The sequence below is a fragment of the Streptomyces sp. NPDC059248 genome (genome assembly GCF_042753905.1).
Lineage (GTDB): Bacteria > Actinomycetota > Actinomycetes > Streptomycetales > Streptomycetaceae > Streptomyces.
Genome location: NZ_JBHYZV010000128.1, coordinates 1 through 14407 on the forward strand (window position 1 = coordinate 1; position 14407 = coordinate 14407).

Annotated in this window: 15 protein-coding genes; 5 read left to right on the plus strand and 10 right to left on the minus strand. The window is 74.0% G+C overall.

Annotation, left to right across the window (positions count from 1 at the left end; translation table 11 throughout):
* Positions 1-54 precede the first annotated feature (54 nt).
* Positions 55-1560: an APC family permease gene (locus tag ACFXG1_RS31850; RefSeq protein WP_384745674.1), complete on the minus strand. Its 1506-nt coding sequence runs from the start codon at positions 1558-1560 to the stop codon at positions 55-57.
* Positions 1561-1909: 349 nt separating this feature from the next.
* Between ACFXG1_RS31850 and ACFXG1_RS31855 the strand changes: the two genes are divergently transcribed.
* Positions 1910-2656, plus strand: a complete 747-nt coding sequence (locus ACFXG1_RS31855; protein WP_384745676.1) for a GntR family transcriptional regulator — start codon at positions 1910-1912, stop codon at positions 2654-2656.
* Between the two features lie 70 nt (positions 2657-2726).
* The gene (locus ACFXG1_RS31860; RefSeq protein ID WP_384745678.1) at positions 2727-3923 is read left to right on the plus strand and encodes an amidohydrolase; all 1197 of its coding nucleotides are present in this window, start codon (positions 2727-2729) and stop codon (positions 3921-3923) included.
* Between the two features lie 62 nt (positions 3924-3985).
* On the opposite strand, the gene ACFXG1_RS31865 is transcribed toward ACFXG1_RS31860, so the two are convergent.
* Positions 3986-5335 carry a phosphoribosyltransferase family protein gene (locus ACFXG1_RS31865; RefSeq protein ID WP_384745680.1) on the minus strand — a complete coding sequence of 450 codons (1350 nt, stop codon included), beginning with the start codon at positions 5333-5335 and terminating at the stop codon, positions 3986-3988.
* A gap of 175 nt (positions 5336-5510) precedes the next feature.
* Here ACFXG1_RS31865 and ACFXG1_RS31870 point away from each other — a divergent pair, with 175 nt between their 5' ends.
* Complete coding sequence (locus tag ACFXG1_RS31870) at positions 5511-6161, plus strand: class I SAM-dependent methyltransferase (protein ID WP_384718998.1); 651 nt, start codon at positions 5511-5513, stop codon at positions 6159-6161.
* A 36-nt stretch (positions 6162-6197) separates the two neighbouring features.
* Here ACFXG1_RS31870 and ACFXG1_RS31875 read toward each other — a convergent pair whose 3' ends face one another.
* A complete protein-coding gene (locus ACFXG1_RS31875) occupies positions 6198-6605 on the minus strand; it encodes a (2Fe-2S) ferredoxin domain-containing protein (RefSeq protein WP_384745682.1) in 408 nt (135 codons plus the stop codon).
* A gap of 213 nt (positions 6606-6818) precedes the next feature.
* On the minus strand, positions 6819-7670 hold the full coding sequence (locus tag ACFXG1_RS31880) for a hypothetical protein (RefSeq protein WP_384745684.1): 852 nt from the start codon (positions 7668-7670) through the stop codon (positions 6819-6821).
* Between the two features lie 70 nt (positions 7671-7740).
* On the opposite strand from ACFXG1_RS31880, the gene ACFXG1_RS31885 reads away from it, so the two are divergent.
* Positions 7741-8238, plus strand: a complete 498-nt coding sequence (locus ACFXG1_RS31885; protein WP_384718285.1) for a MarR family winged helix-turn-helix transcriptional regulator — start codon at positions 7741-7743, stop codon at positions 8236-8238.
* Positions 8235-8678 (plus strand): MarR family transcriptional regulator, encoded by a 444-nt coding sequence (locus tag ACFXG1_RS31890; protein ID WP_384718287.1) that lies wholly within the window; start codon positions 8235-8237, stop codon positions 8676-8678. Before ACFXG1_RS31885 ends, ACFXG1_RS31890 begins: the two co-directional genes overlap by 4 nt.
* Positions 8679-8697: 19 nt before the next feature.
* On the opposite strand, the gene ACFXG1_RS31895 is transcribed toward ACFXG1_RS31890, so the two are convergent.
* The 6 genes from ACFXG1_RS31895 to ACFXG1_RS31920 all read right to left on the minus strand — a co-directional run bounded on the left by ACFXG1_RS31895 (position 8698) and on the right by ACFXG1_RS31920 (position 14250).
* Entirely contained in the window at positions 8698-9264 is a 567-nt protein-coding gene (locus ACFXG1_RS31895; RefSeq protein ID WP_384718289.1) for a hypothetical protein, read from the minus strand.
* A 105-nt stretch (positions 9265-9369) separates the two neighbouring features.
* Positions 9370-9672, minus strand: coding sequence for a muconolactone Delta-isomerase (locus tag ACFXG1_RS31900; protein ID WP_384718291.1), 303 nt, complete (start codon positions 9670-9672; stop codon positions 9370-9372).
* 51 nt (positions 9673-9723) lie between these two features.
* Entirely contained in the window at positions 9724-11223 is a 1500-nt protein-coding gene (locus ACFXG1_RS31905) for an aldehyde dehydrogenase family protein (RefSeq protein ID WP_384745687.1), read from the minus strand.
* On the minus strand, positions 11220-12278 hold the full coding sequence (locus ACFXG1_RS31910) for an oligopeptide/dipeptide ABC transporter ATP-binding protein (RefSeq protein ID WP_384745689.1): 1059 nt from the start codon (positions 12276-12278) through the stop codon (positions 11220-11222). Before ACFXG1_RS31910 ends, ACFXG1_RS31905 begins: the two co-directional genes overlap by 4 nt.
* On the minus strand, positions 12275-13288 hold the full coding sequence (locus ACFXG1_RS31915) for an ABC transporter ATP-binding protein (protein ID WP_384745691.1): 1014 nt from the start codon (positions 13286-13288) through the stop codon (positions 12275-12277). Before ACFXG1_RS31915 ends, ACFXG1_RS31910 begins: the two co-directional genes overlap by 4 nt.
* Positions 13289-13302: 14 nt before the next feature.
* Positions 13303-14250 (minus strand): ABC transporter permease, encoded by a 948-nt coding sequence (locus ACFXG1_RS31920; protein WP_384721941.1) that lies wholly within the window; start codon positions 14248-14250, stop codon positions 13303-13305.
* Positions 14251-14407 lie beyond the last annotated feature (157 nt).

Sequence of the window (14407 nt, forward strand, 5' to 3'; positions counted from 1 at the left end):
GGGGGCCCCCGGGGACCGGTCCCGGGGCGCCCGCGCGCCGATACCGTGCCCGCGTCAGTCCCGTTCCACATCGACCTCGGTGAGGCGGGCGTACCACTCCGGCTCCCGGCGGCGGATGCGGAGCGCGACGGCGAATCCGGCCGCCAGGACCACGGGGAGCGGTATCAGCAGGGCGATATTGACCCCGCCGGTGCGGCCGGTGAGCAGGTCGAAGTGGACGACGGCGAGCACCGCGAGCGCGGCCAGTCCGGCGAAGGCGATCAGCGGGGCGACCACCACCCGCCAGACCGGCATGCCCTGGCGGTCGCGGCGGAAGAAGAACACCACGGCGAGCGCGGCCAGCGCCTGCATGATCATGATTCCGAGGACGCCCGTACTGTTCGACCAGAGGAAGATCTCGCCGTACGGGTCGGCGCCGATGAGCGCACCGCCGAGCACGATCACCAGGCCGACAGCCGTCTGCACCACCACGGCGGCGGCCGGGGAGCCCTGCTTCGGGGAGACCCGGGCCAGGCGGCGGGGCAGCAGCCCCTCGCGGCCCAGGGCATAGAGATAGCGGGCCGCCGCGTTGTGGAAGGCGAGCGTCGCGGCGAAGGCGCTGATCACGATGAGGACGTGCATGGAGTCGGCGAGCCACCGGCCGACGAAGTGCTCGGCGGCGGTGAAGGTGAGCTGGGGTCCGTCGGCGGTACGCGCCATGGAGACGGAGGTGTCGGTACCGAAGCCGCCCATCAGGATCCACACACCGGCCGCGTAGAACAGGGCGAGGAATCCGATGGCGATGAAGGTGGCCCTGGGGACGGTACGAGCCGGGTCGCGGGCCTCCTCGGCATAGATCGCGGTCGCCTCGAAGCCGGTGAAAGCGCCGATGACCAGGACGAACATCCCGGCCATGCCCGCCGATGAGGCGAGGACCGAGGGGTCGAAGGAGGTGGCGTCGAACGCCTCGGGCCCCCGGTCGACGAGGATGCCCACCTCCATCACCAGCAGTACCAGCACTTCGAGGACCAGGGCGATACCGAGGACCTTGGCGCTGAGTGTCACCCGCAGCCAGCCCAGCACCCCGACGCCGAGGACGCAGAGCGTGGCCAGCGGCCACCACGGGACCTCGGCACCGGTGAGGTCCTCGATGGTGGTGGAGGCGAAGTAGCCGAATCCGGCGGCCACACCGGGCGCGATCAGGTTGTAGGAGAGGGTGGCCAGATAGGCGGTGCCGACGCCCAGGGTGCGGCCGAGGCCCCGGGCCACGTACGCGTAGAACGCTCCGGCGTTGCGGACGTGGCGGCTCATCGCCGTGAACCCGGCGGCGAAGAGGACCAGCAGGATACCGGCGACGAGATAGCCGAGCGGGGTGCCCGGGCCGCCGATGCCGATCGCGAAGGGGGCGACCCCGGCGAGCACGGTCAGCGGCGCCGCCGCGGCGACAACGAAGAAGACCAGGTCGGAGGTGCCGATCCGGCCCTGGGCGAGACCGCCCGCGCCCGGCGGGGGCGGGGTCGCGCCGGGCGCGGCGGTGGTGGCCCCGGCGGGCGGTTCGACGGCGGTGGGCGTTTGCTTCATCGGTGGTTCCTCAACGTGCTGAAGGGCCGGGGGAAACGGCGGTGATACGGCTCCCGGTACGGATCGCGGTGGGGGGTCTCGCCGGGGACTGCGGGACGGGTTCCGGTGCGCGCTCGGCTCAGCGGCGCCCACCGGGTCGTGGCTTCGCGGACGATCGATGAACCGATGAACCGAGGCGTGAAGGAAAAGACCAGCTCAGGCGGTATCGATCAGGCGCGGCGCTCAAGTTATCTGGTATACCGAATACCAATCAAGAGGTTCCGGGAGCTTTTCCGGAGTCTGCGATGATCATGACGACAGCACCGGACGGGGCCGGACCGTCTCCGGCCCGTAGGCGAGGGAGTCAGCCATGAGCGGCAGCCGGACCACCGGCCCACCCGCCCGCGACACGATCGGCGGCGCGCACCGGTCCCTGCGCGACCAGGTGTATCTGGAGGTGCGGGAGCGGATCATCGACGGCCGGTGGCCGTCGGGGCACCGGATCGTGGAGCGCGAGCTGGCGGAGGAGCTGGGGGTCTCCCGGATCCCCGTCCGCGAGGCGCTCCAGCGGCTGGAGACGGAGGGGTTCGTCACCGCGGCGGCGCGGCGGGGGGCGTTCGTCGCGCCGCTCGGCCCGGCGGAGGCGGCGGACTTCTTCGACATCCGGGAGCGGCTGGAGGCGCTGGCGGCGGCGCTGGCGGCCGACCGGGCCGACGCGGCGGGGCTGCGCGTCCTCGAACGCCTGCTCGAACGCGCCCGCCGGGCCGCCGGGACCGCCCGGCGCACCCGGGAACTGGCCTCCGTGCACGCCGACTTCCATCAGCAGATCGTCGTCATGGCGGGCAATCCGCTGCTGCTGGACCTGATGGCACCGCTCGACGGCCGGCTGCGCAGGCTGTTCAGCCTCACCACGGAGCCCGCGGACGGTGTCGCCATGTGCGGTGAGCACGAGCGGCTGTACGCGGCCATCCGGGACGGGGACGCGCGGGAGGCGGAACGTATCGCCCGCGCTCATGTGGCCGGAACCCGGGAGGCGGCGATGCGGCTGCTCACCGCGGTGGACCCGGAGCCCGTGAATCCGGAGCGGGTGGCGGGGGCCGGGCCGCCCGGACCTTGACGTACGCGCCGCCCCCCATCCGTACAGCATCTTCCAGATCCCCTTCGAGACCCGAGGAGTACGCAGGCCCATGGCCCCGCACACCCCCGTCCTGTTCACCGCCGTCCGTACCGCCGACGGCCGTCTCGCCGACCTGCTGACGGCCGACGGCCGGATCGTCGCGTTCGATCCCCCGGACGGGCCGCCCACCGGATGCGTCACCGTGGAAGCGGGGGGCGCGCTGGCGCTGCCCTCACCCGTGGACGCGCATATCCATCCGGACAAGACGACCTGGGGCGGCCCCTGGCTGAGCCGGGAGCCCGCCCGGACGCTGGGCGACCTGATCGAGGGCGATGTCCGGGCCCGCGCGCGGATCCCCGGTTCGGCCGCCGAGCGGTCGGGGGCGCTGATGGACGCCGCCGCCGCCCACGGGACGCGGGCCATGCGCGCGCATGTCGACGTGGCACCGGTGTACGGGCTCTCCGCCGTCCACGGCGTCCGGGCCGCGGCGGACGCCAGGACCGGACTCCTCGACGTCCAGGTGGTGGCCTTCCCCCAGCTCGGCCTGATCAGCAGGCCCGGCACGGCCGAACTGCTGGCCCGGTCCCTGGGCGAGGGCGCGGACATCCTCGGCGGTCTCGACCCGCTGGGCGTCGACGGCGATCAGGACGGCCAGCTCGACTTCCTCTTCGGCACCGCCGTACGGGAGGACGTCCCTCTCGACATCCATCTCCACGACGGCAACCCGGACGGGGTGCGCCAGCTGACGGAGATCGCCCGCCGCACTGTCGACGCGGGCATGGAAGGGCGGGTGACGGTCAGTCACGCGTTCTGCGTCGCCGATCTCGCCGGGGACGAACTGGCCGCCACGGCCCGGCTGCTCGCCGAGTCCGGGGTCGCCCTCACGACCTGCGCCCTGGGCGCCGATCCGGTGCTGCCGACCGGGGTACTGACCGGGCACGGGGTGCTGGTCGCCGCGGGTTCCGACGGCGTACGCGACGCCTGGTCGCCCTTCGGCGACGGCAACATGATCAACCGGGCGCATCTGCTGGCGTACCGCACCGACGCCCGTACCGACGACGAACTCGTCGCCTGTTACGACGTCGTGGCCCAGGGCGGCGCCGCGCTCCTCGGCCTGGAGCCGTCGCGGCTCGCGGTGGGCGATCCGGCCGATTTCGTCCTGGTGCCGACCGGCTCGGTACCGGAGACGGTGGTCGACCGCCCGGTGCCGCGGTTCGTGGTCCGCGGCGGCCGGGTGATCGCCAGGGACGGCCGGCTGGTGGTCTGACACGAGGCGGTACGGCTCCGCGCCGGGCGTCGCGGTCCGGGCGGGACTTCGTAGCCGTGGCCTCACCCGTGGGCGCCGAAAGCGGCGGTGAACCAGTCGGCGGCGGCCTCCGTCACCCGGTCGAGTGCGCCGGGTTCCTCGAAGAGGTGCCCGGCGCCGTCGACGACGAGCAGCGCGCTCTCCCCGCCGAGCCGCCGCCGCGCCCGCCGGTTCAGATCCAGCACCAGTGGGTCCGCTCCCCCGACGACGAGCAGGGTGGGGGCCGTCACGGCGGGCAGCCGCTCGTCCGCCAGGTCGGGGCGTCCGCCCCGGGAGACCACCGCGGCGCACCGGCTCCCGGGTTCGGCCGCCGCCCACAGCACGGCGGCGGCTCCGGTGCTGGCGCCGAAGTAGCCGTAGGGGAGACGGGCGGTGTCGGGGCGCGCCGTGAGCCAGTCGGTGGCCGCGGTGAGCCGTCCCGCCAGCAGCGGGGTGTCGAAGACGTTCGCCCGGTCCGCCGCCTCGGCCTCGGTGAGCAGGTCGAAGAGCAGGGTGCCCAGGCCGCGGGCGGCAAGACCGGTGGCGACCCGGCGATTGCGCGGGCTGTTCCGGCCGCTGCCGCTGCCGTGGGCGAAGAGCACGGCGCCGGTCGCGTGCGGCGGCAGGTCCAGCCGTCCGGCGAGCCATCCTTCGTCCCCCGCCGGGATCCGGACCTCCGCCCCGCCGGACGGCGGGCCTGCGGGGGTGTCGCGTATCCGGCGCGCGGCGCGCACCAGACAGTCGACGACTTCGGAGTCGTCCGTCTGTTCGAAGTCGGTGTAGAACTGGCCCACCGCGGAGAATCCGGCGGGGGTCATGGGGCAGACGAGTTCGTCGGCCTCGTCGCCGAGCAGTCCGGTCCAGCCCGGGGGTGCCACGGGCACGGCGAGCACCAGCCGGTCCGCGCCCCTGGCCCGCGCGATCCGGCAGGCGACCCTGGCGGTGGAGCCGGTGGCCACGCCGTCGTCGACCACGATCACGGTACGGCCGCCCAGCGGCTCGGGTGCCCGGTCGCCCCGGTAGAGCCCGGCCCGCCGGGCGAGTACCGCCCGTTCGTGCTCCTCGACGGCCGCGAGTTCGTCGTCCCCGATGCCGCCCATCCGGACCACCCGGTCGTTGATGACCCGTACACCGTCCTCTCCGATGGCGCCCATCCCCAGCTCGGGCTGGAAAGGGACGCCCAGTTTCCGGACGAGGCAGACGTCGAGCGGCGCGCCGAGGGCCTCGGCGACCCGGGCGGCGACCGGGACGCCGCCGCGCGGCAGGCCGAGCACCACGACCGGCCGTCCCGCCAGATGCCGCAACCGGTCCGCGAGACGCCGTCCCGCGTCGTCGCGGTCGGTGTAGTGGTCCGGAAACGCTGTGTGCTCCGGGAACGCTGTGTCATCGGCCATGGTCCCGCTCCCCTCGTATGCCGGGGGCCGCGGCGCGGGACGCCCGTGCGGCGTCGCGCCGCGGACCCGGGGACCGTTGTGATCATTGTGACTCGCCGGGCCCCACGGGGCCAGACGCGACTGCCGGGACTCGGCCCCGGGCGGGATTGTCAGTGGTGGGTGAGAGGCTCGGGGCATGACGATCTCCTCAGCCATCAAGGGCTATTGGGACTCGGCCGCGGCCGGGTTCGACGACGAGCCGGACCACGGTCTGCGCGCCGGGGCGACCCGCGAGGCGTGGTCGGAGCGGCTCGTGTCCTGGCTGCCGCCCTCCCCGTCGGACGTGCTCGACATCGGCTGCGGCACCGGCTCGCTCTCGGCCGTCGCGGCCGGGGCAGGACACCGGGTCACCGGGGTGGACCTGTCACCGCAAATGATCGATAGGGCCCGCGCGAAGCTCACCGCCGCCGGACTCCCGGCCCGGTTCCTCGTGGGGGACGCCGCCGAGCCGCCGACCGGGGACGATCGGTTCGACGCCGTGATCTGCCGTCATCTCGTCTGGACCCTGCCCGATCCGGCGGCGGCCCTGCGCGCTTGGGCCGGACGGCTGCGGCCCGGCGGCACGCTCGTCCTGGTCGAGGGGAGATGGCGGCAGTCCGGCGGCGGCACACCGTACGTGGCCGGGGCGGAAACCCTCCCCTGGCACGGCGGGATCACGGCCGCCGCGCTCACCGAAGCGATCCGCCCGCTCGTCGCGGAGCTGCGCACCGAGGATCTGAGCGGTGACCCCGAGCTGTGGGGCAAGGAGGTGACGGACGAGCGGTACGCGCTGATCGCCCGGGTGTGACCCGGTCATCGGGCAGCGGGACTATGCGGACACGCCCTAGGACTCGGGCAGTTCGGCGCGGACGCGACGGGAGGGGCTGAAGGTGTAGAGACCAAGGACGTCGGGCGGGTCGGCGAGTCCGGGGCCTCCGTCGTCGGCCCAGGTCGCGATGTCGGCGACGGCGTCGGGGTCGTTGACGAGGCCGAGCCAGACCGGGCGGCCACCGGCCCTGCGGCCGTCGGCCGATGGCTGGACGACGACGACATTGGCCTGCTCGCAGACGTCGAGGCAGTCGGTGACCCGGACGGTCGCCTTCCCCTCCAGCGCCGTCCGCAGATCCCGCAGCTGGGCGGCGTGGTCGATGCCGGGGATCTTGGGGGTGCCGCAGCAGCAGCCCCGGCAGACGGTGACGGTGGGGCGTATCGCGCCCGGTGCCGACCCGTCGCGGCGGGAACGTCTGCTCACAAGGTCTCCTCGGGGTCGGTCGGGGCCGCGACGCCCGGCCGTCTCGGCCCGTCGTGCCCGACGATGATCGTAAAGCCCCGGCCGGTGGCCTGAGCACTCGGACCCCGGAGCACTCGGACCTTCGTCGACCCCACCCCCGGTCGCCGTCCCGGTCACCATCCCGGTAGGGCCGGGTTCCCGCGCCCGGATACCCGGCCCTGCCGGTACGCGGCCTCAGTCGCTTCCGCCGCAGCCGCCGCCACCGCACGAGTCCGTACCGACGGCGTCGGCCCAGTCACCAAAATCCTGGGACTTCCGTCCCGGACGGCTCGGTTCCGGACGGGGGCGCGGGCGGGGCGGAACGGGCTTGGAGGCCCCCTTGTCCAGCGCGGCACGCGTCCCGGCCGGCAGCCCCGCCAGCGCCGCGTCGAGCCTCCGCCGGCAGTATCGGTTGAAGCTCCGCCACCGCCGGGTGCGGTCCCCGGGCCACAGGCAGGCGGCGAGCCAGAGCAGAGCGGCGACGGGGAACCACAGCACGACCCACACGGCGGGGTCCCCGTCGACCAGGGGGACGGGCACCCCGGCGGCCAGGGCGTGCGCGCACAGCCCCAGGCTCGTTCCGAAGGCGGCGAACGAAGCGACGACCCGGCTCGGCTCGGCGTACCGGCGCACGTCCGGCCGCCGCCGCTTCAGCAGACGCCGGTACGGCTTGAAAGCGGCCCCGTCCACGATCTTGTACAGGGGGACGCCTGCGGGGCCCCGTCGCCGAAGGGCCGTGAGCAGCTCCGACAGCACCGGGTCGGCCGGGTCGGGAGCGTCCGGTACGGCGGCGATCCCGCCCCGGTCCGACACCTCGACGGCCCCCTCCACGACGAGGAGGCACACGGCCGTCCGCGCGGCGTACCGCTCCCCGCCGAGCTGCCGCGCGGCCTCCACCGGGCCGATCCCCTCGCGTTTGATCCGTCGGATGGTCGCACGGTCGCCGAGTCCCCTGACCCAGCACCAGGCACCCAACCCGCCGTTGAACACCGCCAGACCCAGTAGCCACCAGACCACCGGGCGCCCCTCACCGGTCACCCACTCCATCGTGTTCCCCCGCCCCGGACCGCCGACTAAATAGTAGCCATGACTATAGTCGCCATGTACTTTATTGGCTATGGGTCAAGGTTCACCGGGCCCCACGCCGGGCTTCCTGGTGTGGCGGCTCGCCAACAAGTGGCGTACCGCGGTCGATCGCGCGCTGGCTCCGCTGGGTCTCACCCACGCGCAGTACGCGCTGCTCGCGTCGTTGTACGGCCTCCAGCGCCTCGGCGAGCGGCCCAGTCAGCGACGGCTCGCCGACCACACCGGCCTGGAGGCGCTGTACGTCTCGAAGCTGGCGCGCGCCCTGGAGTCGGCCGGACTGATCGAGCGCGCCCGCGATCCGCGCGATCCGCGCGCCGTACAGCTCGCCCTCACCGAGGAGGGCCGGACCGTCACCCGGCGGGCCGTCACCGTGGTCCAGGAGCTGTTGGGGCGATTGCTGGAGCCCCTCGGCGGCCTGGACGCCGCGCGGACGCGCGCGTTCACCGACGAGCTGACGACCCTGCTCGACGTACCTCTCGCACCACCACCCGTACCGAACGACGAGAGCACTCAGGGGAGAACGCCATGACCACCACCGCACCCGCCGCCGACGCCCGCGTACTCGGGTTGGCGCACTACGCCGCCCGCGGCGTCCTGGAGCATGTCCTGGCCCGGCACGGCGTCACGTTCCAGCAGCAGATCGCGCTGCGCGCCGCCGCGACCGCCGACGCGGCGCGGACACCGGACGATCTCGTCTCATCGGTCCGCGACTCCCTCAAGGCCGATCCGGCCGAGATCCGCGCCACGCTCGACGAACTCCTGGCCAAGGAGCTGCTCGTGGCGGACGGCCCGCATCTGCGCCCCACTGAAGCGGGGCGCGCACTGCTCGCCACCGCCCAGGCGGAGGTCGCCCCCGTCTCCGCCCGGGTCTGGGGCGGGATACCCGCCGACGACCTGGCCGCCGCCGGCCGTGTCCTCACCCTGGTCACCGAGCGCGCCAACGCGGAACTGGCGGCGCTGTCCGCCTGACGGGCGGCGTCCCGCGCCGTCAGCCCGCGTGCGTCCCGAAGACGGCGTCGGCCGGCTCGAAACGGTGCTCCGCCGGTTTCAGCACCTCGTAGAAGTAGCCGAAGTACTCCGTGTCCGCGGTTCCCGTGAGGACGGCCAGCAGGAAGTCGGCGCATCCGGTGTCATGGTGCTCCCAGAGGGGGCCGCGGCCCTCGTTGTAGAGCACGGTCCACTCGTCGGGGTGCCGGCCGGGCCGCACCAGCCAGTACAGGAACGCGCCCGTGCCCTCTTCGTACGCCCAGGGAACGACCCGGGCATCCGGCTCCAGCAGGCAGGCGGGCCTGTCCTCGCCCAGCTCCCACAGGCCGGCCAGGATCTCGTCGCGCTCCTTCACCTGCACGGCGAGGTCGCAGTCGTCGTGGGCGGAGCCGGGGGCGAGGAGCCAGAACGTCTCGTCGAAGACACCGTCACCGTACGTTTCGGCGAGCCTCTTGTAGTCGGCGGGCAGGGCCGTACCGAGAGCGCGCTCGGTACGGGCCCAGTCCACCACGCGCGGCGGACCCGCGGGCGGCGGGCAGAGGCGGACGAGGGCGTCGGTCGCGTTCACGACGCGGACGCTACTACGCCGCCCGGTGGGCCGGTTCCCGCGACCGCGGGGACCGGCCGCCGGAAACCGGCCACCGGGGTCAGCCGTGGGAACCGGGCGCGGGGGTCAGTGCCCGGTGTCCGCTCCGGGCGGCGCCGGGTCGACCGGGTGCCGGGCCAGGGCGTGCACCGTCACGGTCATCCACGGCCAGACGGGCAGGCCCGAGATGATGTCGTGGAGTTCGGTGGGGTCCGCGGCCCGCCACAGGCCCCAGTTCTCGGTGCGGCCCGGTACCCGCCACATCCGGACGAGCCGGCCGTCGGCGGCCAGTTCGGCGGCGCGGCGGCGTTCGGCGGTGGAGACCGCCTCCTTCTGCTCCGGGTCCATGCCGTGGGGCCAGTCGATCCGGATATTGACCAGGAATTCCATGGTGTTCCTTCGCGCGGTAGTGACGGATGGTGCCCGGGGCGCCGGGTCGGGTCAGCTGCCGAAGGGGTCGGCGGGGACCCCGTACTCGGTGATGACGGACTTGGTCTGGAGGAACTCCTCGACGGCCTCGACCCCGTTCTCCCGGCCGAGCCCGGACTGCTTGTGGCCGCCGAACGGCACGGACCAGTGCAACAGCCGGTAGGTGTTCACCCAGACCACTCCGGCCTCCAGACGGCCCGCCACCCGGTGGGCGCGCGCGGCGTCGCGCGTCCAGAGCCCGGCGGCGAGTCCGTACTCCAGGGAGTTGGCGAGGGCCACGGCCTCGTCCTCGGTGGTGAACGGCTGGACGGTGGCGACGGGTCCGAAGACCTCCTCACGGCGGACCGCCGCGTCGGACGGTACGTCGGCGAGGACCGTGGGCAGGTACCAGAAGCCGCCCTCCGTGCCGCCGGTGGTCCGGGGCGGGCGGCCACCGGTGACCGCGCGGGCGCCGGCCGCCACGGCGTCGTCGACGTACTCCTCGACCCGGGCCAGCGCCGCGGCCGAGGCCAGGGGGCCGATCTGGGTGCGGGCGTCGCGCGGGTCGCCGACCCGGAGTTCCGTCACGGCGTCGGCGAAGCGGGCGAGGAACTCCTCGTACACCTCGTCCTGCACGAGGATCCGCGATCCCGCGACACAGGTCTGGCCCGCCGCCGAGAAGGCGCCCTGCCGGGCGGCGGCCACGGCCGCGTCGAGGTCGCCGTCGGCGAAGACGACATGGGCGGACTTGCCCCCGGCCTCGCAGACGAACCGCTTCATCCGGGCGGCGGCCCTGGCCCCGAGTTCCCGGGCCACCGAGGTACTGCCGGTGAAGGTGACCATGGCGACGTCCGGGTGGTCGGTGAGCAGCCGTGCCTCGTCGGCGCCGCCGATGACGGCGGTGACGACGCCGGGTGGGAAGCCGGCCTCCAGCGCCAGTTCGGCGAGGCGGACGGAGGAGGCGGGCGCCTGCGGCGGGGGCTTGAGGACGACGGTGTTGCCGGCGGCGAGGGCGGGGGCGAGCTTCCAGGACCCCAGGGACAGGGCGCCGTTGAAGGGCGTGAGGGCGGCGACGACGCCGAGGGGTTCCCGGCGGATCACCGCGTGTGCGGTGGTGCCGAGGGGACGGGAGCGGTCCTCCAGGGTCTCCGCGACGGCCGCGTAGTAGCGGTACCAGCGGGCGAGTACGGACACCTCCGCCCGGGTGGCCGCGAGCGGTTTGCCGTTGGCGCGGGTCTCCAGGGCGGCGAGTTCGTCCCGGTGCGCGGTGAGTACGTCGCCGAGGCGGTACAGGAGGTCGGCGCGGGCGTGCTGGGGCAGTCCGCCCCAGGAGGGGGAGCGCAGGGCGGCCCGGGCGGCGGCGACCGCGGTGTCCACGGCGCCGGGGTCCTGGTGGGCGGTGGCCCAGCGGGCGCCGGTGGCCGGGTCGACGAGCGGGATCTCCGTACCGGCGGGGTCGGCGCGGCGGGACCCGGTGAACGAGGTCCAGACCGGCGGCGGTCCGGTGTCGGCCTGGCGGTCGGGCGGGGTCATGATGTCGTGGTCCTCTCGATGGTGAGCGCGGCCCGCACGGCGGGCGTGCCGTGGTGGTGGCAGGCCACGGTGTGGTGCTCCGTACCGCCGACCGGGGTGGACGGCGGGGGCTCGGTACGGCACAGGTCGGTGGCGAAGGCGCAGGCCCGCTGGAAGCGGCAGCCGGGCGGCGGGTCGGTGGGGTCCGGGGGTTCGGCGCGCAGCCGGGTGCCCGCGCCGGGCGCGGGGGCACGCGGGTCGGGTACCGGTACGGCGGCGAGCAGGGAGTGGGTGTAGGGGTGGCGGGGTGTGTCGAAGACCGCGGCGCACGGCCCGCTCTCCATGACCCGGCCGCCGTACATGACGACGACCCGGTCGGAGATGTGCCGGACGACGCTCATGTCGTGGGAGATGAAGAGGAAGCTCACCTCGCCGTCCCGGCAGAGGTCCTTGAGGAGGTTGACGATCTGGCCCTGGACGCTGACGTCGAGGGCGGAGACGATCTCGTCGCAGACGATGAAGCGGGGTTCGACCGCCAGCGCGCGGGCGATGGCGGCGCGTTGCCGCTGGCCGCCGGAGAGTTCGTACGGGTAGCGGTCGGCGAGTTCGGGGGCGAGTCCGACCTGGGCGAGCAGTTCGGCGGCGCGGGCCGGGGCCCGCTCCCGGGGGACCGTGCGGTGGACGCGGACGACTTCGCGGATCGTGGCGCCGATGGTCATCCGGGGGTTGAGGCTGGCGTACGGGTCCTGGTGGACGATCTGGACGGCCCGGGGCAGCGACTTGTCGGCGCGGAGCTCGGCGAGCGGGCGGCCCTCGATCAGAACGCGCCCGGCGGCGACCGGGGAGAGGCCCACCAGGGCGCGTCCGGTGGTGGTCTTGCCGCTGCCGCTCTCGCCGACGATGGTGACGATGCCGCGGGCGGGGACGGTGAAGGAGACGCCGTCGACCGCGCGTGCGGTGCCGGTGACCCGGCGCAGCACTCCGGTACGGACGGGGAACCGGACTTCGAGGTCCTCGACCGTGACGGCGTCGGGGGCGGGTGCCGTGCTCGTACGGGTGCTCTCGCGGGTGGTCATACGGGTGCTCCTGCGGGGTGCGGCTCCCCCGCGGCGGCGGGGGCGGGGTAGGGGCAGCGGACGGTGTGGAGGGGGTGCGCGCCGGGCGGCGGGAGCAGTTCGGGTACGGAGTCCGCGCAGGCGGGCCGGGCGTCGGCGCAGCGGGGCTGGAAGGCGCAGCCGGGTGGCGGGTCCGCGGGGTGGGGCGGGAAGCCGGGGATGGCGGGGAGCCGGTCGACCCGGTGGTCCATCCGGGGGACGGAGGCCATCAGGGCGCGGGTGTAGGGGTGGCCGGGGGTGTCGAAGAGTTCGGTGGTGGGCGCGGTTTCGACGATCCGGCCGCCGTACATGACGGCGATCCGGTCGGTGACGCCGGCGACGACTCCCAGGTCGTGGGTGATCAGGACGAGTGCCATCCGCAGTTCCCGGCGGAGGCGGTCGATGAGGCCCAGTACCTGGGCCTGGATGGTGACGTCGAGGGCGGTGGTGGGTTCGTCGGCGATCAGCAGCCGGGGTCCCCGGCTGATCGCCATGGCGATCAGGACCCGCTGGCGCATCCCGCCGGAGAGTTCGTGGGGGTGGGCCCGGAGCCGGTCGCGGGGTCCCGGGATGCCGACCAGGTCGAGGAGTTCGGCGCACCGGTCGGCGGCGGCGCGGCGGGAGTGTCCGTCGTACCGGACGAGGGGTTCGGCCATCTGGGCGCCGATGGTCATCGCCGGGTTGAGCGCGGAGAGGGCGTCCTGCGAGACGAGGGCGATGCCGCTGCCCCGGATCTCCCGGAGCCGCTTCGGGGCGAGTCCGCCGATGTCGCGGCCGTCGAAGGCGATACGTCCCGAGGTCTCGGCGCCCTCGTGGCCGAGCAGGCCGAGGACGGCCAGCATGGTCTGGCTCTTGCCGCAGCCCGATTCGCCGACGACCCCGAGGGCTTCGCCCTCGGCGACGCGGAACGAGACGTCCCGGACGGTCTCCACGGCGGCGCCGGCCCGGCCGGGGTAGGCGACCTTGAGGTGTTCCACTTCGAGAACGGACACGCTGATGCCTCCCGCTAGGCGAGTTTGATCTTGGGGTTGAAGTAGGCCTGGGCCACGTCCACCAGGAAGTTGATGAGGACGAAGGCGACGGCGATGACCAGGATTCCGCCCTGGACCAGGGGGATGTCCCGGCTGGAGACGGCCTGGTGGAGGGCGAGGCCGATACCGGGCCAGGAGAACACGGTCTCGGTGAGGACGGCGCCGCTGAGGAGGAAGCCGGCCTGGAGGCCGATGACGGTGATGACGGAGGGCATCGCGTTGGGCAGCACATGGCGGGTGACGACCCGGAGTTCGCCGACGCCGCGGGACCGGGCGGTGCGGACGTAGTCGTTGCCGATCACCTCCAGTACGGCGGAGCGCGTCATCCTGGCGATCACCGCGAGGGACCAGGCCGAGAGGGTGATCACCGGCAGCACCATGTGGGCCGCGACGTCGAGGGGGCCGCCTCCGCCGATGGAGGTCATCCCGGTGGCCGGGAGCATCCTGAGCTGGAGGGAGAAGACGACGATCAGGACGAGGCCGAACCAGAACGACGGCACGGAGTTGAGGAAGAGGACGCCGACGGTCAGTCCGCGGTCCCGGAGGGATCCCGGCTTCATGGCGGCCCAGGTGCCGATGGCGACCCCGGCGAGGGCCGCGACGACGATGGCGGTGCCGGAGAGCAGGACCGTGTTGAGGAGCCGTTCGGAGATCACCTCCGACACCGGCCGGCCGAAGGAGAGGGAGCGTCCGAGGTCGCCGCCGAGGAGGTTGCCGAGGTAGGTGAAGTAGCGGGAGATCGCGGGTTCGTCGAGGCCGAGGTCGGCGCGGAGCGCCTGCCGGTCCTCCTCGGACGAGGTGGGGCCGAGGAGGGCCGTCGCCTGGTCGCCCGGGATGATCTGGCCGAGTCCGAAGGTGGCGATGGTCACCCCGAGGACGACGGGGATCATCTGGAGCGCCCGGCGCAGGGTGAAGGTCAGCATGGTGCGTCTCCTGGGCTGTTCACGACCGGCTCCGCCGGAGGGTCAGGGGGCGGCGGGGCCCCGCCCCCCCCCCGGGGGGGGCACCGCCAGGCGGGGGGGTACACGGGGCGGCAGCCCCCGCCGCGGGGGGTGTAGACCCCGCCGCCGAGCGCCAGGA

Bases quoted from the DNA above. Each gene is read 5' to 3' on its own strand.
- ACFXG1_RS31870 (WP_384718998.1), top strand. From the start codon at position 5,511: ATGACGATCTCCTCAGCCATCAAGGGCTATTGGGACTCGGCCGCGGCC.
- ACFXG1_RS31850 (WP_384745674.1), bottom strand. From the start codon at position 1,560: ATGAAGCAAACGCCCACCGCCGTCGAACCGCCCGCCGGGGCCACCACC.
- ACFXG1_RS31920 (WP_384721941.1), bottom strand. From the start codon at position 14,250: ATGCTGACCTTCACCCTGCGCCGGGCGCTCCAGATGATCCCCGTCGTC.
- ACFXG1_RS31880 (WP_384745684.1), bottom strand. From the start codon at position 7,670: ATGGAGTGGGTGACCGGTGAGGGGCGCCCGGTGGTCTGGTGGCTACTG.
- ACFXG1_RS31865 (WP_384745680.1), bottom strand. From the start codon at position 5,335: ATGGCCGATGACACAGCGTTCCCGGAGCACACAGCGTTTCCGGACCAC.
- ACFXG1_RS31900 (WP_384718291.1), bottom strand. From the start codon at position 9,672: ATGGAATTCCTGGTCAATATCCGGATCGACTGGCCCCACGGCATGGAC.
- ACFXG1_RS31910 (WP_384745689.1), bottom strand. From the start codon at position 12,278: ATGACCACCCGCGAGAGCACCCGTACGAGCACGGCACCCGCCCCCGAC.
- ACFXG1_RS31890 (WP_384718287.1), top strand. From the start codon at position 8,235: ATGACCACCACCGCACCCGCCGCCGACGCCCGCGTACTCGGGTTGGCG.
- ACFXG1_RS31860 (WP_384745678.1), top strand. From the start codon at position 2,727: ATGGCCCCGCACACCCCCGTCCTGTTCACCGCCGTCCGTACCGCCGAC.
- ACFXG1_RS31905 (WP_384745687.1), bottom strand. From the start codon at position 11,223: ATGACCCCGCCCGACCGCCAGGCCGACACCGGACCGCCGCCGGTCTGG.
- ACFXG1_RS31885 (WP_384718285.1), top strand. From the start codon at position 7,741: ATGGGTCAAGGTTCACCGGGCCCCACGCCGGGCTTCCTGGTGTGGCGG.
- ACFXG1_RS31855 (WP_384745676.1), top strand. From the start codon at position 1,910: ATGAGCGGCAGCCGGACCACCGGCCCACCCGCCCGCGACACGATCGGC.